At 52.4% G+C, this 19,611-nt stretch carries 16 protein-coding genes and 1 riboswitch; of the genes, 6 read left to right on the top strand and 10 right to left on the bottom strand.

Features of this window, described 5'->3' with window-relative positions:
• Positions 1–384 precede the first annotated feature (384 nt).
• Positions 385–2,703 (bottom strand): helix-turn-helix domain-containing protein, encoded by a 2,319-nt coding sequence (locus tag RB298_RS17145; RefSeq protein WP_486047653.1) that lies wholly within the window; start codon positions 2,701–2,703, stop codon positions 385–387.
• A gap of 359 nt (positions 2,704–3,062) precedes the next feature.
• On the opposite strand from RB298_RS17145, the gene RB298_RS17140 reads away from it, so the two are divergent.
• The 4 genes from RB298_RS17140 to RB298_RS17125 all read left to right on the top strand — a co-directional run bounded on the left by RB298_RS17140 (position 3,063) and on the right by RB298_RS17125 (position 6,915).
• A complete protein-coding gene (locus tag RB298_RS17140) occupies positions 3,063–4,043 on the top strand; it encodes an ABC transporter permease (RefSeq protein ID WP_036664971.1) in 981 nt (326 codons plus the stop codon).
• 30 nt (positions 4,044–4,073) lie between these two features.
• Positions 4,074–4,958 carry a carbohydrate ABC transporter permease gene (locus RB298_RS17135; protein ID WP_009594160.1) on the top strand — a complete coding sequence of 295 codons (885 nt, stop codon included), beginning with the start codon at positions 4,074–4,076 and terminating at the stop codon, positions 4,956–4,958.
• Between the two features lie 71 nt (positions 4,959–5,029).
• A complete protein-coding gene (locus RB298_RS17130) occupies positions 5,030–6,580 on the top strand; it encodes an extracellular solute-binding protein (RefSeq protein WP_374705893.1) in 1,551 nt (516 codons plus the stop codon).
• A gap of 158 nt (positions 6,581–6,738) precedes the next feature.
• Positions 6,739–6,915, top strand: coding sequence for an aspartyl-phosphate phosphatase Spo0E family protein (locus RB298_RS17125; RefSeq protein ID WP_009594144.1), 177 nt, complete (start codon positions 6,739–6,741; stop codon positions 6,913–6,915).
• A 34-nt stretch (positions 6,916–6,949) separates the two neighbouring features.
• On the opposite strand, the gene RB298_RS17120 is transcribed toward RB298_RS17125, so the two are convergent.
• The 6 genes from RB298_RS17120 to RB298_RS17095 form a co-directional block, all read right to left on the bottom strand.
• Positions 6,950–7,765: a TatD family hydrolase gene (locus tag RB298_RS17120; protein WP_486047651.1), complete on the bottom strand. Its 816-nt coding sequence runs from the start codon at positions 7,763–7,765 to the stop codon at positions 6,950–6,952.
• 88 nt (positions 7,766–7,853) lie between these two features.
• Entirely contained in the window at positions 7,854–8,687 is an 834-nt protein-coding gene (locus tag RB298_RS17115) for an ABC transporter ATP-binding protein (protein WP_486047649.1), read from the bottom strand.
• Between the two features lie 54 nt (positions 8,688–8,741).
• A complete protein-coding gene (locus RB298_RS17110) occupies positions 8,742–9,500 on the bottom strand; it encodes an ABC transporter permease (RefSeq protein ID WP_096774667.1) in 759 nt (252 codons plus the stop codon).
• Positions 9,497–9,790 (bottom strand): MTH1187 family thiamine-binding protein, encoded by a 294-nt coding sequence (locus RB298_RS17105; protein WP_009594139.1) that lies wholly within the window; start codon positions 9,788–9,790, stop codon positions 9,497–9,499. The genes RB298_RS17110 and RB298_RS17105 overlap by 4 nt, the downstream gene beginning before the upstream one ends.
• 88 nt (positions 9,791–9,878) lie before the next feature.
• Positions 9,879–10,910 carry an ABC transporter substrate-binding protein gene (locus RB298_RS17100; RefSeq protein ID WP_096774665.1) on the bottom strand — a complete coding sequence of 344 codons (1,032 nt, stop codon included), beginning with the start codon at positions 10,908–10,910 and terminating at the stop codon, positions 9,879–9,881.
• 121 nt (positions 10,911–11,031) lie between these two features.
• Positions 11,032–11,141, bottom strand: a riboswitch (TPP riboswitch).
• Positions 11,142–11,316: 175 nt separating this feature from the next.
• Positions 11,317–11,700, bottom strand: a complete 384-nt coding sequence (locus tag RB298_RS17095) for a VOC family protein (protein ID WP_012818801.1) — start codon at positions 11,698–11,700, stop codon at positions 11,317–11,319.
• A 258-nt stretch (positions 11,701–11,958) separates the two neighbouring features.
• On the opposite strand from RB298_RS17095, the gene RB298_RS17090 reads away from it, so the two are divergent.
• Both RB298_RS17090 and RB298_RS17085 read left to right on the top strand, forming a co-directional pair.
• A complete protein-coding gene (locus RB298_RS17090; RefSeq protein ID WP_486047648.1) occupies positions 11,959–13,494 on the top strand; it encodes a diguanylate cyclase domain-containing protein in 1,536 nt (511 codons plus the stop codon).
• A gap of 205 nt (positions 13,495–13,699) precedes the next feature.
• On the top strand, positions 13,700–14,746 hold the full coding sequence (locus RB298_RS17085) for an EAL domain-containing protein (RefSeq protein WP_096774662.1): 1,047 nt from the start codon (positions 13,700–13,702) through the stop codon (positions 14,744–14,746).
• Between the two features lie 232 nt (positions 14,747–14,978).
• On the opposite strand, the gene RB298_RS17080 is transcribed toward RB298_RS17085, so the two are convergent.
• From RB298_RS17080 to RB298_RS17070, 3 genes are all read right to left on the bottom strand, one after another.
• Entirely contained in the window at positions 14,979–17,282 is a 2,304-nt protein-coding gene (locus RB298_RS17080) for a glycoside hydrolase family 65 protein (protein ID WP_486047647.1), read from the bottom strand.
• A 90-nt stretch (positions 17,283–17,372) separates the two neighbouring features.
• Entirely contained in the window at positions 17,373–18,023 is a 651-nt protein-coding gene (gene pgmB, locus RB298_RS17075; RefSeq protein WP_486047646.1) for a beta-phosphoglucomutase, read from the bottom strand.
• 120 nt (positions 18,024–18,143) lie between these two features.
• Positions 18,144–19,178 (bottom strand): LacI family DNA-binding transcriptional regulator, encoded by a 1,035-nt coding sequence (locus RB298_RS17070; protein WP_009593335.1) that lies wholly within the window; start codon positions 19,176–19,178, stop codon positions 18,144–18,146.
• Positions 19,179–19,611: the final 433 nt, after the last annotated feature.

The following is a 19,611-nucleotide window of genomic DNA, read 5'->3' as shown; positions in this document are numbered from 1 at the left end:
TCTACTGACACGCAGCGTGGGGAAGGACAGATGGATATACGAAAACGCACTTAGCGCAGCAGCAATGTCCGACTCCGGAACGTAAACACAACCCAGGAAGCATGCCCCTCTGTACAACGCCACATCGTAAGTCACAATACGCAAAACGTTGCGCAATGTACAACGCATGAACGTAAGAAACAACACGCTAAGCGTGGCCGCAATGTACGACTCCTGAACGTAAGCACAACACAGGAAGCGTGCCACAATGTACAACGCCTGAACGTAAGTCGCAACACAGAATAGGGGCTGTCCCACAAGGTCATGAAGTACGGACCAAGGGACAGCCCCTTTTTCAGAGAGCTCTTTTTATACGAGATTAATTGATCAGGATGACATGCCGATTCATTTGCCGATTCCCTGCTGGCGGTATTGACCCGGGGTGATCCCTTCCAGCTTCTTGAACATGCGATTGAAGTAGGGAGGCTGATATCCTGCGGCCTCCGCGATTTCATGAATGCGAAGATCCGTGGTCAGCAGCAATTCTTTGCAGCGGTTCATGCGCACGGTCGTCAGATAGTCCATATAATTCGTGCCCGTCATCTGTTTAAACGCTTTGCTCAGTTGGGATACGCTGACGCCGGCCTCCATGGCCATGGCATCCAGGGACAAGTCCTGCATCCCGTTCTGCTCGATTTGCTCCAGCACGTTTTCGACCAGCGATTTCATGGAGCTGTTGAAGTTCTTCGTCAGCTGATCGAGATAGGGCTCGATGATTTCTTTCTGGAACCAGTCCACGCAGGCCTTCGGGTCGCGAAGCAGGGACAGCTGCTCCTGCAGGTTGGAGAAATCGTACACCTGATACGGATTTAAGCCGGCCTGCAGCATGGAGCGGTGAACGCTCGTGATTAAACGCATGAGTCCATGGTGGACATGCCACTCCGAGCCGCCCCCGGCTTGAAGCGCCGTGACGAAGCGGCTTAGGGATCGCAGCGCGTCCCCTTGCAGCCCGAGGTTCAGGGTGTGTATGAAATCCTGCTCCAATTCCAGCGGAAAGTCGATCCAGTCGTTTTTTTGGGACAGCACCGTGTCCGCTTCCAGCAGCTGGCTGCCGGCATCGAAGGATCGGTAATGCAGCGCCCGCTTGGCCTGTTCCAGAATATGGGGAACATCGGTCCAGGTCGAGCTTGGCCCGCCCAGCACGATGGTTGCCGACACCCGCAGCGTATCGCGCAGGGCCCGCAGGATCTGGTCGCACAGCAGCCTCATCATACGTGTCTGTTCGTCTGCTTTAGGAGAGGCCGGAACGATCAGGATGACGCCAAAGGAGCCGTCGAAGAAATTGATGGGATGCATATAGGCGCTAACGTCCTCTGCCAGCTCTTGAATCACGTTCAAAGCGGCATAGGTGAGAAGATGCTGATCGTTCTCAGTAAGCGGCGTCCGATCCTCCCCGTGGGTATGCTGCTGGAGAACGATCGCCGAGAACTGTTTATTGGTTATGTCTAGCTCCATCTCTTGCAGCTTGAGCACATACTCGGACTCCGTCAGGTGGGCGGCTTGCCCGCTCAAGAATTGATTGATGTAAGCCTCCCTGATCGCGGGCAAGGATCGCTTCCATTGATTTTGAAGCGTGTCATGCGAGAACCGGTACTGCTTCCACTCGTGTTCAATATAATCGAGCTCGTTGTACCGCGATGTCTGCTTGGCCTGATCGCCTCCAATCATATGCAGCATTTTGCGAATAGGGCGATACATCCTCTTGGAGGCAAACCAGCTTGCGCCCAGGGATGCCGCGAGAGCAAAAGCAAAGCAGATCAGGATGATATGGGTATACGGCTTCGTCGGAGCGATGATCGTGGACTGCGGCGTGCCGGATACATAGGTCCAATTCCGCTGCATTTTTTCAAATTGGACGGTATTCACCAGCCACACATCCTGATCGACCGGAACCTTCATCCGCAGACGATTCGTACGCTTGGCATTCTCCGGAAGCTTCAGCTGTTCCTGGATCGCGCTCATCGCCTTCGGCATGCTGCGGCTCATGCCCGATTCCCCGATGATATGGCCTTGATCGTCGAGCAGGAACGATAGATTCTCGCTGTTGCGAATCACGTGCAGCTTCGACGGATCGATGTAGATGACGATCGCCCCGTAGGGCGTATGACCGTTGAAGGGAAGCCGCATGACGAGCGCATGGGAAGATCTCCCCTTATTGAAAGGCCGCTCCAGGTCATGTACCCAGAACATGTCCGAATCTCCATCCATAAGCCGGCCGAAGCCTAACGCATCCTGTTCCTGATCCAATGTCCGCAGCCCGAGATCGGGCTCCATGATTTTATTTTGCTTTTTGATGTAGAGATAGACCTGATCCACAAGGGGATCGGCATTTTCCACCAGGTTGAGCGTATTAAACAGCTCGTTCGTCTCCTCGATATTCGACACAAAGTCCATATCGGACAAGGAAGGCTTGAAATGGGGCTTCACCACCATATTGAGCGCGTAGTGGACCAGCTGGGTGAACTGCTCGTCCACTTGCCTCGCCGCGTCCACCAGGGCTTCCTCGTTCCGCTGCTGATATTGGTTGATCATATGCTGGTTCCCCACGTATAGGTAAACGGCCGTAATGGCCGAGATGGGGAGGCATGTCATCAACACGGCAAGCGCGATGCTTCTCCAATACATAACACCTTTGAAACCGGATTCAGGATTCTGTTGCCTCATAACACTAACCCCCTGTTGGCATAGACAAATCCAAGGCCTGATCGAAGAAAGCCGGGAAAATCATTAAATACTATCATAGCGAAAGAGGGGATTAGTTGAAAAGATCACATTTTCCTATTGATGCCGATGAACACGGCATTCCGGCACCAAGGAAAAAAAGTGCAATTCGAGGAAATGGATGATGCGAAACGCTTGGCAGGCAGGCATTTTTCCGTATTGTGCATCGAAGGGAGAGGCGAAAGGGCCGCGACGGAAAAAAAGTGGAATTGCAGGCAATTCTGCAACCGTTTACATTAGGGATACGTTCCGCGAACGGTAGGTTTGAACGAGACGACAAGGCTGAAAGTGAGGGAGTATCGATGAAAGCACAAGAAACCGTTCAGTCGGCAAAAGGAAGCGGGAGCGCCCCTATTCCCGCGAAATCCAAAACGAAGTGGGGGCGGATCCGGTCGGATGTAGCTCGCGACAAGTATTTATACATGCTGGCGTTGCCGGGTCTTATCTTTTTTATCATTTTCAAATATATTCCGATTACGAATCTCGTCATTGCTTTCCAGGAGTACTCGCCGTACTTCGGAGTGTTCGGAAGCCCTTGGGTAGGCTTCGAGCATTTCGCCCGGTTTTTCTCCAACGACGACTTCTGGATGCTGCTGCGCAATACGCTGGCGATTAGCTTCCTGAGCTTGATTTTCTTTTTCCCGGCGCCGATTATTTTAGCCTTGATGCTGAATGAGGTACGAAGCTCCTTCTATAAACGGACCATTCAATCGCTGGTGTATATCCCCCATTTTTTATCCTGGGTATTGATCTATGGGCTGACCTACCTCATGTTCTCTCAATCGGAGGGCTTGTTCAATAAGTGGCTCGTTACCATGGATTGGGGAACGGTCGATATTCTCTCCAATCCGAACTATTTCTGGGGCATGCTGACGGCACAATCCATCTGGAAGGAAGTCGGATGGGGGACCATCATCTTCCTCGCGGCCATCGCCGGAGTGGATCCGCAATTATACGAGGCAGCCGTCATGGATGGTGCAGGCCGTATGAGACGGATATGGCATATTACCCTGCCCGCGATGCGCAACGTGATCCTGATTCTGTTGATCCTCCGCCTGGGAACGATCATGGATACCGGATTCGAACAGATCTATCTGATGATGAATGCGCCCGTCACCAATGTAGCCGAAGTGTTCGATACCTATGTATACCGGGTGGGGATAAGGCAGGGAGAATTCAGCTACAGTACGGCCATCGGGTTGTTCAAATCGATCGTCGGCGTCATCCTGGTGGTCTCGGCCAACCGATTGGCGAGGCGATACGGTCAAGAAAGCCTGTACTAGAGGACGGGCGAAGACAAGGAGGAGTAAAGCATGCATGAGAAAGGATGGAAAACCGGGCTCTTCGGCTTCGTCAACAACGGCCTGCTGCTGATCATCGGTTTGGCAACGATATTTCCGATTTACTATACCGTTATTCTGTCATTTACCGATCCGGTGGAGTATTATCAACGAAGCTTGATATTATGGCCGCGGGATTGGACGCTGGATGCTTACAAGCATTTACTGTCCAACGGGTTGTTTGTCACCTCGATCTCCATAAGCGTGTTCCTGGCCACGGTCGGCACGATGCTCAGTCTGCTCGTTACCGGGGGGATGGCTTACGCGGTGTCCCGAAAACGGCTTCGGTTTCGCAAGGCGATCATGATTATGGTGTTAATCACCTTTCTCTTCACGCCGGGGCTGGTTCCGCTGTATCTGGTCGTCCGAAACGTGGGACTCATCGACAGCGTCTGGTCGCTGATCCTGCCGAGCTTGACGAGCGCGTGGTATGTGCTGCTCATGAAGGGATTCTTCGACAGCATTCCGGACAGTCTGGAGGAAGCCGCGATGATCGACGGCTCCAATGATATCGGCGTGTTCTGGCGAATCATTCTGCCGTTGTCGCTGCCGGCGCTGGTGGCTTTCGGATTGTTCTTCGCGGTCGGCTATTGGAATACGTACTTCAACGCGCTGATGTTTATTAATGACCAGAAGATGTGGCCGCTGCAAGTGCTGCTCCAAAATATGCTGGTGGATCCCACGACAATGGGATCGGGAAGCGGCGGGGGATTTGCCTTCCAGGTGAACCGTCCGGTTCCGACGGAAACGTTGAAAATGGCAGCGGTCGTCATTGCTACCGTTCCAATCATGTTAGTGTATCCATTCCTGCAGAAGCACTTCGCCAAAGGGGCGATGGTGGGTTCCGTCAAGGAATGATCCGATATACGGTTTTCTTTTTCCAACATGGTCAGTCAGGAAAGAGGTATCATAAACAGGGAGGTCTAATGATGAAAAAAATGGATGCAAAGCCGAGCAAGTCGTTTTTAAAAATGTCGGGGGTGCTGCTCTTAGCAAGTTCGCTCTTGCTTAGCGCATGCGGCAGCCGCGGCGGGAGTCCCTCGAGCGGCAGCGAGGGCGGGACAGACAGCAGTGAACCTACAAGCATCACGATACAGACCTTGAATTATGCCACCGAATTCATAGACAACACCAATCCGCTTTGGAAAGAGCTGGAGAAACGCACCAATACCAAGTTGAATATTACGTGGTTGTCCCCATCCACGGCCGAAGAGAAAATCAATGTCATGCTTGCGTCCGGCGACCTTCCGGAGGTTACTTTCGTGGAAACGATGCAGAACCCGCAGCTGCAGAAGATGCTGAAGCAGGGAGTCTTCTGGGATCTGACCCCTTTTCTCAAAGACTACCCCAATTTAAATCGCGAAGAGCTGAAGGAAATGTGGGAAATCACCAAGGTGGACGGCAAGAACATCGTGATTCCGCGTTACTACCCAAGCTATGGGGGCGGGGTGTTCCCGATGATCCGCAAGGATTGGCTGGATGCCCTTCAGCTGGAAACGCCAAAAACGCTGGATGAGTTCCATAACGTGTTAAAGGCTTTCAAGGAACAGGATCCGAATGGTAACGGACAGGCGGATGAGATTCCGTATGCCGCTAATCCGAGCGCGCTCGCGTATATTTATAATATCTTTAATGAAACGCAAGGGGGCTGGAAGCTCCAGCCGGATAACACCCTGTCTCCGATTATTACATCGGACGCGTCAAGGGAGGCCATGCTGTGGATCAAGCAGGCTTATGACGAGGGCCTGTTCCCCAAAGATTTTGCCATCATGAAGTTCTCCCAGGTGATGGATACGATGCGAAGCGCCAAGGCAGGGGTTGGCGGCATGTCCATGAACCATGCCTGGGTAACCGGCAAAGCCGTGAAGGACGTTGATCCCAAGGCGGATTTGATGCCGCTTGCTTACTTGGAGAATGCCAACGGGGTAAAGTATACGCCTTCAGGCTCCCCGTACTATGGCGTGTACCTCATTCCGAAGAAAGTGCCTGAGGCCAAGGTCAAGAAGATCCTCGAGTTCTTCGACTATGGCTACAGCCAAGAAGGAAACGAGATGCTGACCTACGGAATCGAAGGCGTCCATTACAATCTGGAGAACGGGAAGAAGGTCGCAACGCCGCAAGCCGTCACCGATAAGACGGGAGATGGAAACCTGAACAATATGATTCACCTCGTCAGCGACGATATGGCCATCAATGCGGTAGGGATGCCGGACGAGGTGTATGAACGAAACGTAGAGATCGTTACGGAGCGCAAGACGGTTAAGGTGCCGAATCCTTCAGGCGAGCTCTACTCCGAAGCCTATAACAAATACTATCCCGAGATTTCCAAGAAAGTAGAGGATATGCGGGTCATGGTCATTACCGGCAAGGAACCGGTTGAATCGTACGATAAATTGATCGAAACGATTAAAAGCGATCCGAAGATGAAGGAGATTACAGAGGAGATCTCGAAGGCGTATCAGGAGAAATTTGTGAAATAACCGAAATCCAAACCATAATGCGAGTGAGCTCGCATTGTGGTTTTTTTTGTTTCTTGGGACCTGTCCCTTTCAATTTTAGGCCCCTGATGTCTAACATCAAACATCCTATAATTTTACATTAAAGCATAAAATATTACATGAGGGGAGGACATAAAGTCATGAAAACGAAGGAAGGCATTAGGTTTGATATCGAGCAGGAAAGAAATAAGCTTCATAAAATGAAGCAGCGGTATCGTGATTTTAACCATCCTAAAGTCCTCAGGCAATCGATCGTGCTCGATGAACTGATTAACCAATATAACCGGTTCCTTAAAGAAAACAAACCGATTGCGTAAACAACCGGCTTGAATGGAACGGGAATTCTTTTTTTTATAGATCGTAAAGTCTAACCGCATTCTCGTAAAAAATCCTGCGAGCCTCGGAAACGGCCAGCCCGCGAAGCTCGGCCCATGCCGCCGCTGCGGAAGCCGTCATCTTAGGATGGGTCATTTGTCCGGTGAACGGGCCATCGAACGGCCAAGGGCCGTCGGTTTCGGTCATGACAAGATGCTCGGGATACATACGGGCAATATCGCGAATTTCATCCTCATAAAGAATGTCGGGCGTGAAGGAGATATAGCAGCCTTTATCCGCCATCCGCTGCAAGGTGTCACGGGAGCCCTTGAACCAATGGAAATGGGCGCGGGTGACGCCATATTTGTCGAGCAAATCACATGCGGTATCCGCATCTTCATATACAGCGTGCAGTATAACCGGTTTATGATGCCGCTTCGCAAATGCTATAAATTGCTCAAGCAGGCATTCGTAAGGGCGGTTATCCCACGGCCGACCCTCCGTTTCGGCTTCCAGCCTGGCATAATAGGGCAGGCCGACCTCTCCGACGGCAATCATGTCGTCGACATGATTAGCCATCCAATCCAGCAGTTCCTTGGTTTCTTCAGGGGAAGGGACGGGCTGTTCCGGATGATAACCAAATGCCGGCCACACCAACGGTCCGTACTCCCTGGCCAGCTCCAGGTTTCGCTTGCTGGAAGCCAGGTTCATGGAAACGGAGATGATGGACTGAACTTCGCTTTTGCGGATATCCGCAAGAATCGTTTGCTGATCGGAGAAGGCATAAGAATCCAGATGAATATGGGTGTCCAGCAGAGGGAGATTCGTTTCCGTCTGCGTGAATGATTTCATCGTTACATCACCTCGCTTGTACGCCTCCGAGAAGCGCTCTTGAATAATGGATACAGGAGCTTAGGCATTTGTATCCTGCCTATGCGGCTCAACGCTTGTGCTGTTCTTCGCGCATGATGGCGGAGATTTCGGTTTTTAGCGCGATAAAGGACGGGTCGTTCAGGATGTCTTCCCTGCGCGGACGGGGAAAAGGGACCTTCACACGTTTCAGGATCGTTCCGGGCCGCGCCGACAGGATATAGATGCTGTCCGAGAGCAGCAGCGCTTCCTCGATATGATGGGTAATCATCAGCACCGAACGGCGCGTATCCTCCCAGATATCGAGCAGCCAGCGCTGCATATCGCCGCGTGTCAGAGCGTCGAGCGCGCTGAACGGTTCGTCCAGGCACATAACCTCCTGCGGACTCATCAGCGCGCGCAGAAAGGCGGCCCGCTGCTGCATCCCCCCTGAAAGGGTATGCGGATACGCCTTCTCGAAGCCGGCAAGCCCGGCCCGTTCCATCCAGCTGCGGGCATTTTCCCTGGCGGCGGTTTTCGAGGTGCCTCTCAGCTCCTCGGGAAGGAGCACGTTGTCCTCCACCGTACGCCAAGGGAAGAGGGCCGGCTGTTGAGGCATATAGGCGATGCGGCCTTTCTCTCCGGTCACGTCCTGACCGTCCATGAGTACGTAGCCCGCATCCGGAGCCGTTAACCCCCCGATGATATGGAAGAGCGTGCTCTTTCCGCTGCCTGAAGGACCGATCAAGGAGACGAATTCCCCGGGCTGCACCTGAAGCGAAAGGCCATCCAGCACGTGCACTTCGCTGCGCCGTTCGCGGAAGGTGATATGAAGGCTGCGAACCTCAAGGGCAGGCGCTGGCGGGACCGCGGTAGATGACCGGCGCTGCCCGTCATGATCCGGCAGGGATACTTGATATGTCATGTCGCTAAACAGCCTCCTTTTATATAGGTTGGAAAATGTCCGTTCACCGTGGTTCTAGCCTTTTCGATTCCAGCGGATCAGGCGCTTCTCCAGCAGGGTGATCAGCAGCACCATCAGCAGGCTGAGCAGGACGATGATCAGAATGGCAACAAACACCCGGTCCGTGCGGTAGCCGGATTTTTGCAGCATCATATAGTAGCCGATGCCCCGGTCCGAGCCGATCCATTCCCCGATCACCGCACCCATGACCGAATAGGTGGCCGCGATGCGGATCCCGGAGAAGATGGAGGGGAGCGCATGCGGCAGCTCCAGCTTGGTGAAGATCTGCCATGAAGTGGCTCCCGCCATCTGCATGTAATTCATCATGGTTCGGTCGGTACGCGCCAGTCCGTCCAGGGCGGCAACGGCTACGGGGAAGAAGCAGACCAGGGTAATCACGATAACCTTGGGCAGCATGCCGAAGCCGAACCAAATCATGAGGAGCGGGGCGAGAGCGATCGTCGGCACGTTCTGGCTAAGGATAAGAAGCGGATAAAGGGCTGTTTTGAGAAAAGGCACCAGATGCAGGGCCAACGAGATGACAAGGCCGATCGCCGTACCGATCATAAATCCGACCAGGGTTAATTGCAGCGTGGCCAGCGTATGCTGAAATAGGCCGGAGGCGCCGGTGGCGGCTTCATGCCCGATGGCCGTCGGCGCCGGCAAAATATACGGCTCTATATCGAATACCGATACCGCGGCCTGCCATACCGTCAAAAAGAAAAGGACCGCTGCAGCGGGCGGCCAAACGGTGCTCCACCAGCCTTTTCTCATGGACGGTATTTCTCAGTCAGCTTATCCATGCTGATGCCGCCCGGATGGTGCGCGATTTTGACCTGGGATATGACGCTGGGACTTCCCGCTTTCACCAGCGCCTCATGCATGCGCTCAACGATTTTCAGCAGCTCGGAAAGCTCTCCTTCCAAGGTGGTTTCGAGCGCATGGACCTCGTATTTCACGCCCGACTCCTGAATGACCCGAATCGCTTCATCCACATAAGGAATGCTGTCGCCTCCATCCGGCGTTCTGGGTATCACTTGTATGCTCAAGAGGGTGTTTGCCATCTAAACTCATCCTTTCATGCAAGCTATATTGTAATGGAAGAGAGGCAGCCTGCCGGACAGGCCGTCTCTCTTCCAAATTAAATGCATCCTATGGTTTCTCCGGTAAAAATTCATTGGTGAAGGCGCTGTCCGCATCAAGCTCCTTCTCGAGCAGCTTGCGTTCAAACATCCAGTCTGCATACCCCGACCATACTTCGGCTTTCTGCTCGCCCCAGCGGGCAGCATCATCCTGATAGCGGGGACTCAGCCATTTCTGGCTGGCATGAACCAGCTCGGCATCCAGCTCGGGAACGGCCTTCGTCAGCAGGGCAGCCGCATCCTCAGGATGTTGAATCGCATAGTCGTATCCTTTTGAGGTCGCCCGCATGAATGCTTTGACAAGCTCCGGGTCCTCCTGGATCAGCTTCTCGTTCGTTACGATCACCGGCGTGTAATAGTCAAGCTGCTCGGAGTAGTCCTTCACATAGATCATGTCAAGCGGCTCGTTCCGGAGCTCGGCTTCGATACCGGTCCAGGCATAGAAGATCCAGGCAAAATCAATATCGCGTTTGACGGCCGTAAAATAATCGGCATCGCCCATGTTAACCATATTTACTTTGCTGACATCGGCACCGTCGATCTCCATGATGGATTTCATGACGGCTTCCTCAACAGGCGAGCCCCAGCCGCCGTAGGATTTCCCTTCAAAATCGCCAGCCTTGACGATCCCCTTGTCCTTGGGGGCGGCAAAGCCGGATGTATTATGCTGAATAATCGCCGCAATGGAGACAAGCGGCAGGCCTTGGGTTCTGGCAAGCGTGACGCCTTCCTGGTAGCTGATGCCAAACGGCACCTTGCCGGATGCGACCAGCGTATCCGTTCCGCCGGCCCCCGGCTGGACGATCTGGACGTTAAGCCCTTCTTCCTCATAATACCCGAGCTCCTTGGCTGCATACAGTCCGGTGTGGTTTGTGTTGGCCGACCAATCGAGCATCAGCTGTACGTCGCGGAGCTTTTCGGCCGCCTGGCCGTCTGCGCCTTCGGTACCTGTATTTTCGTTCTGTCCGCCTGTACCGCATCCCGCCGCAACCATCAGCAGGGCGCAAGCGAGAAGCAGCGCCATCCATTTTCCCTTCTTCATCTTGTCTTCTCTCCTTTGAATTCTCTTTCTCTTTCTATGACCTCGTTAACTCCACAAAAAAAGCGCCCTGAATGATATCAGGACGCATGACGGCGTAAGTGTATACCACGGCAAATCATAGCTGCCGCAAACATGGACTTCCTACGCTGGCATTACCCAGATCAGGTGTAAGGGTCAGTATCATCGGATACACTCTCAGCCGGCCAATTTCCAGCTCCCCCGGGATTTATGAAGTTTCGGACGTTACATCCGTTATTATAGTCCTAACGCAAAGACCTGTCTAGTTCGGAAGGGGATGCGAACGAGGCAGGTCTTCGTATTGGACATGGCTTGTGCGGTTGGAAGAATGAACCCCGTTAACCATTCACGGGATGAAGCATTTTGATAGGATCCTGTTCGCCAGCGGTTAGCGCTGGAAGAACTCAATCCATTCTCCTTCGGGACCGTGGACGAAGAAATAGCGGTACCCGTTCGGAAGCGTTACGATTTCCTCGTCAAGATGAGGTACGGCCAGTCCCTGTACGCGCACATATTCCGCTTCGATGTTATCGGTGCTGACGGCGAAATGATGGACGGTGCCTTCTGCGGGAAGCGTGTCGCTGTAACCCTGGATAAGCTCGACTTCCGTTTCGTCGCTGCCGTTAAATCCGAGGAATGCCAGCTGGATGACGCCATTGGTATGGGTAAGGCGATCCTTCAGTTCAAGTCCGACGACGGTTGTGTAAAAAGCAATCGTGGCTTCAAGGTCCCGGACGACAATGCCGACATGATCCAATCGTTTCTGTGACAAGGCTAAACACCCTTTCCGATTCATATGAGATATGACTGAAATATTATCATATAATTCCTATACGTCAAGTGGGTCTTGAGGACGGAAAGCTTTTGGAGCGCGATGGTTTAATAGAGTAGAATCGATGGTCTTTCTTTCATTTCCTCATCTTTACTTTTAGGTGGGTAAAAAGTATCATGAGAACTATAACTATTAATTCAAAAGACCTAACAAACAAGCATTGAAGAAAGCTTGCCTTTTGGCCGAGGAGGAATGCTTATGAGTCCAACTCCAGCAGATCATCTGTGGATTCGACTCGCCATCATATATGCATTCATTCAGATAATGACCGTTCTGTGGATGCCTGATGCTTTATTGCTTCAGCGTGTTCTAGTCATTATGGCTGCCGCTGCCGCTTCCGTCTATTTACTACGGATCAGTAGGCATTACGAGCCGCATCTTCGAAGGTTTTGGCTTATCGCAAGTGCCGGGCTGATGGCGGATGCCTCGGCTCGAATCATCGATGCTTGTTATTTTTGGCTGGGGAAAGAGAGCGCTTCCCGTACAATTTCGACTCAATTATTCTGGGGATTCGAAATCATCCTGTTTGCAGGTGCCCTCATTTATTTGTTCCGGCACGTACAAGGTTCGTTTCGGGGAGTGCGGTTTATGCTGGATATCGTGATCGTTGGCATAACGGTCATGACGGTAGGCTGGGAATATTTCATCAAGCCCGAGCTTAACGGTTTGGCGAATGAAGCCTTATGGGGAAAGCTGTGGGTGGACATGCTGTACCCGCTGTGCGCAACGGTGCTTATTTTCTTCACCTTGGTGTTGTATTTTAACACAGGGCAGTTAAGGAAACGGGCAGTCTTCCTGATGTGCCTCGGCGGGAGCATGTACATTGCCGCCGATGTTCTGCATATGTATCTCGTCGATTATAAGGGTGTTGAAGTTCGTTCATACCTGTACCCACTGTATACGTTATCGGTATTCATCATTGGTTTGGCAGGAGGGCGGTCAGCTCCCGATGCCCGAAATCAATCGTTGGATGAGAGGGAGCCCCGTTCGTTCGGAAATCTGATCGTAAGATATCTGCTTCCCTACAGCGTGCTTGGCGGGATGTTTGCCCTTATGGTGCAGCGGTTCGGAGGGTGGAACGGGCTTTTTACCGGCTTATCCCTGTGCGTCATCCTGATTCTGATCAGGCAGATCCTGATCCAGTTCGAGAATGACCGCTTGTTTGACCAGCTGCATCAAAGCTTGATGCAGAGCGAGACCTTGGCGCATCGCGACGATCTTACGGGACTCTATAACCGCCGCTACTTTAACGCAAGGCTGTCGAGCTCGCTGCAGGAGGCGGACCGTGCGGGTTCCCGCGTAGGGCTTCTATATATGGATATGAACCGTTTTAAACGAGTGAATGACCGCTACGGCCATCGTGCCGGCGATTTGCTGATTCGCAAGGTCGCGACCCGTCTTCAAACCCTTGAATCCAAAGGCGTTCTGGTTTCCCGTTTAGGAGGGGACGAATTTACGGTAGTGATTCATCCGGCCGGCGAGGATCAGGAACTGATCTGGATGGCGGAAGAGATCTGGACGATGCTGAGCGAGCCGTATGAGCTGGAAGGGCATGAGGTCCGAACCACGCCGAGCATCGGCATCGCGGTCTATCCGGATCATGCCAGGAACGACCAAGAGCTGATCGGTCGCGCGGATGCAGCGATGTATGCGGCCAAAGAGCGAAACGCCCGCTGGCATTTCGATGTGGAACGAACGATGCTGCTGCAGCTGTTGGATCAAAAAGTCGAATAGACAAAAGATTCGGATATCGACAATGTGTTGTTAAGAGCAATATAAGTCGATTATTGTAGAATTTAGCGCAATCATTGCACGAATCTTGCGCATTTCTCGCAAAATAGGTCATAACTTCGATATAAAATCCATAAAATGCAAAGAAATCATATTCAAAATGCCGATAAGAAGCATAGTGAGAGCTAGCTTGCCAAGGAGGACGAACATGATTTGCGACAATTGCAGCACCTTTGAACCGATTGAGGACCAGGGGACCATTCATATGAAGCCTGCAAGTGGTGAGCTTATTCAATTGCTGGCAGTGAACGGCTACGCGGTACAAGAGAACAATGAGGGTTGTGCTGTGAACTACAAGGTACGAGCGGACCTGATCTCCATCATCGAGTGTCTGCAACCCCTTCCGCTGAAGATTCGTCAAGAGCTGTCCTTCTGTGTTACCCGTGGAGGAGCTCCGCAAATCCGGCATTCGTGGATCCCTATGCAGAAGTTCGAACTGCAGATGGAGCATTATGATATGGTGAATGTCATTTTACATAAGCAGTTTACGAGCTACATGCAGCCCATCGTGGATCCAAACGAGCAGATCGTGGCCTATGAATTTCTCCTTCGACCGGTAGAGTGGGGACTCCGGTTCCAGCCGTACGAGCTGTTTGAGACAGCCCGAAAAACCGGACTGCATTCATTCCTGGACCAGGCGGCACGCACCAGTGCGATTGAGACCAGTGCCGAGTGGCTTCCGATCGGCGTGAAGCGGTTCGTGAATTTCCTGCCGTCCTCGATATACGATGCGCAGATGTGTCTGAGCCACACCTTCAATACGATCGACAGGCTCCATCTGGATCCGAGGGATTTCGTATTCGAGGTGGTGGAAACCGAGAAGATCGACGATGTGAAGCATTTGCAGTCGATATTCGAGGTATATCGAAGCCACGGCATCTCGGTAGCCATGGATGACGTCGGCGCAGGTTATTCCACATTGGAGCAGATGATTAAGCTTAAGCCGGATTATGTGAAGATCGACCGGAGTCTTATCGACCATTGCGATCGAAATCCCGCCCAGCAGAAGCAGCTCGAAATGATCACGAACATGGCTCATGATTTCGGGGCCATGGTGCTTGCAGAAGGCATCGAGAGACGGGAGGAGTTTCATTTTTGCCGAGATATCGGGATCGAGCTTTCGCAGGGGTATTTGTTTGGGAAGCCAGCCGAGCGCCCTCCGCGTGATCCTCATACTCAACTGATCTATTCATAACATACATAATCGGCATTTCCCCCGCACGGAGGCGCAAAGCGATGGCATTTATCTGATCCCGGCTTATGGCTGAAGCCGAACCTGCAGATGATGCCAGACATGGACGAAGACGGGTTCTTCAAGAATGAGCCATGATGTAGAGGAGCCCGTTTTCTGTAAAAACAAGAGCCCTGGAAGATTTTCCAGGGCTCTTGTTTTTGTATGGGCCGGCGCATTGAAGCTCCAGTGCCTTTTATCTTGCAGCCGTTACCTCTCCAAATCCGCTGATGGCGTATTCCTTGCCGCTCACGTTCAGGACGGCGGGCGTATCCGTTTCGTTCACGATGAGGGTTTCATGGCCTTTGACGTTAACCTTCAGGCGGGAGCCGCGGAACATCACCTTGAAGGAGAAGGAGGACCAATGCCCCGGAATGAACGGGTTCAGATGCAATACGCCGTCCTTCACGCGCAGGCCGCCGAAGCCATGCACAACCGACATCCAGGTTCCCGCCATGCTGGTCGTATGACAGCCGTCCTCGGTATCGTTGTTGTAGTTGTCCAGATCCAGGCGGGCTGTACGAAGGTACATCTCGTACGCCTTTTCCTGGTACCCGAGCTCGCACGCGAGAATGGAGTGTACGCATGGCGAGAGGGAGGACTCGTGTACCGTGAACGGTTCATAGAAGTCGAAGTTGCGTTTTTTCGTAGCCAGGTCGTACCGGTCGCCAAGGAAGAACAATCCTTGCAGCACGTCGGCCTGCTTGATGTACACCGAACGCAGAATGCGGTCCCAGGACCAATTCTGGTTCAGCGGCAGGTGGGCAGGGTCCAATTCCTTCACCGGAACCAGCTCCTTGTTAAGGAAACCGTCCTGCTGCAGGAAGACGCCGAGTTCCTCGTCTACCGGGTAGTACATTTTGCTGATGATATCCTGCCATTTGGCCGTTTCGGCATCCTGCAGGGCAAGCTTCGCCGTAAGCTCGGCATAGCGGGAATTCTCATTCTCTTTCAAATACTCCAGCACGTCGATCGTGTATTCCATCGTCCAGCTGGCAATGCGGTTGGTATACCAGTTGTTGTTGACGTTGTTCTCGTACTCGTTCGGGCCGGTAACGCCCAGCATCATATACTGGTCCTTCGCCGGCACGTAATTCACGCGCTCCTCCCAGAAACGGGAGATTTCCACGAGCACTTCCAGACCGTATTGGCCGAGGTAAGAGAAGTCGCCGGTATAATTGACATAGTTATAGATGGCATAGGCAATCGCGCCGTTACGGTGGATTTCTTCAAACGTAATCTCCCACTCGTTATGGCATTCCTCGCCGTTCATCGTCACCATAGGATAGAGCGCCCCTTTGGTGAAGCCGAGCTTTCTGGCATTTTCCTTCGCCTTTTCCAGGTGCTTATAACGATAGATCAGCAGGTTGCGCGAGATGCTGGCATCGGCGGTGCTCAGATAGAACGGCAGGCAATAAGCCTCGGTATCCCAGTAGGTGCTGCCGCCGTATTTTTCCCCGGTAAAGCCCTTAGGCCCGATGTTCAGGCGGTCGTCTTCGCCGCTGTAGGTTTGGTTCAGCTGAAAAATGTTAAAGCGGATCGCTTGCTGGGCCGCCACATCGCCTTCGATGACGATATCGCTTTCCTTCCATTTGTCGCCCCAGGCATCTGCCTGCTCCTTCAGCAGCTGTTCAAATCCGGTCTCCACCGCCGGTTCCAGCACGGCACGCGCAGCATCCACCAACTCGCCGAATCCATGATTGCGGGAAGTGACGTTGGCCACGTATTTATAGATGGTAACGGCTTCGCCTTCGGATACGGGGACGCTTACGCGGTTCGCGGCATATTTCTCTTTCTCGATCAGCTCGGCTTGAAGATCCAGCTTCACCCCGTTCTTAACAAGGTAATAAGACATAACGGAGGTAACATGGAAATCGAGCTTTTTGGTTTTTACGGTCAATGCGGCCGAGCCTTGCGCGGCTTCCTTGAATACCTCGAGCCAGAACTTCTCGTCATAGTTGGAGTCTTTGTTCTTCACATCGCCATCGAGATAAGGCGTAACCGTAAGCTCTCCAGCGAAATTAAGCGGCGTTACGGCATACCGGATGGCACCGATCTCGTGGCGTACAATGCTGACAAAGCGAACCGCCTCGATCTGGAGCTCCTTGCCGTCTTCCATGACAGCGGTGAAGCGGCGGGAGAGGAAGCCTTCCTTCATATTCAGCTCGCGCACAAAATCCTTCACCGTGCATTTGGCCAAATCCAGCGGCGTGCCGTCGATTTCAATGCCGATGCCGATCCAGTTGGTGCTGTTCAGCACTTTGGCGAAGTATTCAGGATAACCGTTCTTCCACCAGCCTACGCGTGTTTTATCCGGATAATACACCCCGGCCATGTAACTGCCCTGCAGGGAGGAACCGCTGTAGGACTCCTCAAAGTTGGCGCGTTGGCCCATGAATCCGTTACCGATACTGAAGATACTCTCTGAAATTTCATGCGTGTGAGGATCAAAGCCCTCTTCAATAATTGACCATTCATCAAGCTTTAAATATTGTTTCACAATCATCGGCTCCTTTAGGTTTAGGAAAAATGGTTGCATATCTATATGGGATGATGCTGCTGAATGCTGTAAACGCATGTGCTCACACGTTTATAACTCCAGCAGTCGGTCCACCGTTAACTCTTCCAGGGAAGGAAGGACGAGGTTGGCGCGCCCCAAGGTTTCGGGCGAACCGATGCCGACGCTGCGCATTCCCGCCCGGATGGCGGCTTCGATTCCGGCCTCGGCATCCTCGAATACGACACAGGCGTCAGGGGCGGCGCCAAGCTCGCGAGCTCCCAGCGTAAATACCTCGGGATCCGGCTTTGCTTGGCTGGTCTTCGTTCCATCGATGATGGCGTCGAAGTAAGGCGTCAGGCCGGTATTGTTCAGGATCAGCATCGCGTTCTTGCTGGCGGAGCCCAGCGCAACCTTGATGCCGCGGTCTTTCAAGGCTTGGATAAATTCGAGGGCTCCAGGCAAAATCTCGGATTCGTCCATATTGGAAATATACTCGACATACCAAGCATTCTTCTTCTCGGCCAGCGCCAGCTTTGCGTCTTCATCCAGCGATACTCCGCCAACCTCAAGCAGAATATCGAGGGAAGCCATGCGGCTTACTCCCTTCAGGCGTTCGTTGTCCTGCTCCGTGAATTCAAACCCGAGCTCTCCGGCAAGACGCTTCCAGGCAATGTAGTGATACTTGGCGGTATCCACGAGCACACCGTCCAGATCGAATAAACAAGCGGATAGGGTTGACATGATCATCCTCCTTAAGGAATTAGTGCAAACGTTTGAACCAAGCTGCAAAAATAAAGGAAGCACCAGGATGCTTCTTTATTTTGAAGTACTTCTTGCTATGCTCCGCAAATTCGTCGACACTCAAGATTTCGGCGGCGAAAACATCGAGGATTCGCGGATCATCAATCGATGCGGAATAATATAGCGGTGCGGCAGGATCGTGTTGTCATCGTTGCGAATCGTCTGGATCAACGCCTGCGAGGCGGTATAACCCAGATTATAGATGCCGATGTCAACGCTGCTCAGCGGCGGGGTCGATAGTTCGGTCAATGAGATGTTGTTGAAACTGATGATCGAAACGTCCTGGGGAACTTTATACCCCAGCTCGTGCAGTCCGCGAACCACGCCGAAAGAGACAATGTCGTCGACAATGACAAGCGCCGTCGGTCGCTCGGGCAGGTTCATGAAGAAGGACATGGCGCGATAGCCGCTCTCCTGCAGGAACTCGCCTTCGACAATCCATTCTTTTCTCATTTCAAGGCCTGCATCGGCGAGTGCCTTTCCGTAGCCCTTCATCCGGTCCTGGGATACGATCAGGTTTGGCGGCCCGCTGACAAAACCGATCCGCTGATGCCCAAGCGAGATCAAATGCTTGGTTGCATCATAGGCTGCCTGCACATTATCGGTATCGACCGATAACAGGTCAGGATATTTCTCGCTCCGGCCGACAAGCACGAACGGGTAGTTGTTCGATTTCAGAAAATCAACGACCTGGTCGTCCTGCCTGGAGTAAAGCAAGATGGCGCCGTCGACGCGGCGGCCGTTAAGAAGGCGGGATACGGCTTCGACTTCCTCTTTCTCGTTGCCGCCCGAACTGAGAACGACATCGTATCCGGAACGGTTCGCTTGGGTGACGATACCGCGGATCAGCTCCATGAAGAATAAGTTGAGGAACAATTCCTCCGCGGGTTTCGGCAGAATGACGCATATGCTTTCTGTCGTTTTGGAAACAAGGCTCTTGGCCATAATATTGGGATGGTAGCCCATTTCCTCCATGATCTCTTTCACCTTGCGCGAGGTTTCGCGGCTGATTCTTGGGTGGTTGGAAAGCACCCGAGAGACGGTGGAGGGGGATACGCCCGCTCGTTTTGCGACATCTTTTATCGTTACTGACATAATAGGACCTCCAGTGGAACCGTTTGCGTTTTTTTGAAAATAAGAAAGCGACTACTGGAGTCTCCCTTATTTCACAAGAGTAACTTTCCGCTGTTCGCCGACCGTTCCTCTTTATTAAATTGTGGGTCTGTCAGGCCCTGTGTATACGTGGATACCTATTGATCTAAAGGCATATTGATCCGGTATGTTAAACGGTTTCACACTGCTATATTAACGTTAATCGATAGGCTTGTAAATACGTATCCAAGTCAGTCCAACGCAATTATTTCACAAATGCATCAAAAAAGAAGCAAGGATTAGAAAACGGAAGGAAGGCCGGTATTATGGCCAGAAAAAACCGGAAAACAACTTAAAATGGCATTGTGCAAACGATTTAACAAAACGAAAGTGTGGGTTATGATAGAGTGGGATCAAAAACAGGCCGTTATCAACC

Origin of the sequence: Priestia sp. BR_2, assembly GCF_041954005.1 — a bacterium.
GTDB classification, from domain to species: Bacteria; Bacillota; Bacilli; order Paenibacillales; family Paenibacillaceae; genus Paenibacillus_AQ; species Paenibacillus_AQ lautus_A.
Note: the sequence above shows the minus strand (reverse complement) of the source record. Positions and strands in the feature narration are given on the sequence as shown.

Excerpts from the sequence above, each read along its gene's own strand:
- RB298_RS17125 (WP_009594144.1), top strand. The coding sequence starts at position 6,739 with ATGAAAACGAAGGAAGGCATTAGGTTTGATATCGAGCAGGAAAGAAAT.
- RB298_RS17120 (WP_486047651.1), bottom strand. The coding sequence starts at position 7,765 with ATGAAATCATTCACGCAGACGGAAACGAATCTCCCTCTGCTGGACACC.
- RB298_RS17090 (WP_486047648.1), top strand. The coding sequence starts at position 11,959 with ATGAGTCCAACTCCAGCAGATCATCTGTGGATTCGACTCGCCATCATA.
- RB298_RS17070 (WP_009593335.1), bottom strand. The coding sequence starts at position 19,178 with ATGTCAGTAACGATAAAAGATGTCGCAAAACGAGCGGGCGTATCCCCC.
- pgmB (WP_486047646.1), bottom strand. The coding sequence starts at position 18,023 with ATGTCAACCCTATCCGCTTGTTTATTCGATCTGGACGGTGTGCTCGTG.
- RB298_RS17135 (WP_009594160.1), top strand. The coding sequence starts at position 4,074 with ATGCATGAGAAAGGATGGAAAACCGGGCTCTTCGGCTTCGTCAACAAC.
- RB298_RS17100 (WP_096774665.1), bottom strand. The coding sequence starts at position 10,910 with ATGAAGAAGGGAAAATGGATGGCGCTGCTTCTCGCTTGCGCCCTGCTG.
- RB298_RS17110 (WP_096774667.1), bottom strand. The coding sequence starts at position 9,500 with ATGAGAAAAGGCTGGTGGAGCACCGTTTGGCCGCCCGCTGCAGCGGTC.
- RB298_RS17140 (WP_036664971.1), top strand. The coding sequence starts at position 3,063 with ATGAAAGCACAAGAAACCGTTCAGTCGGCAAAAGGAAGCGGGAGCGCC.
- RB298_RS17085 (WP_096774662.1), top strand. The coding sequence starts at position 13,700 with ATGATTTGCGACAATTGCAGCACCTTTGAACCGATTGAGGACCAGGGG.
- RB298_RS17130 (WP_374705893.1), top strand. The coding sequence starts at position 5,030 with ATGAAAAAAATGGATGCAAAGCCGAGCAAGTCGTTTTTAAAAATGTCG.
- RB298_RS17115 (WP_486047649.1), bottom strand. The coding sequence starts at position 8,687 with ATGACATATCAAGTATCCCTGCCGGATCATGACGGGCAGCGCCGGTCA.
- RB298_RS17105 (WP_009594139.1), bottom strand. The coding sequence starts at position 9,790 with ATGGCAAACACCCTCTTGAGCATACAAGTGATACCCAGAACGCCGGAT.
- RB298_RS17145 (WP_486047653.1), bottom strand. The coding sequence starts at position 2,703 with ATGAGGCAACAGAATCCTGAATCCGGTTTCAAAGGTGTTATGTATTGG.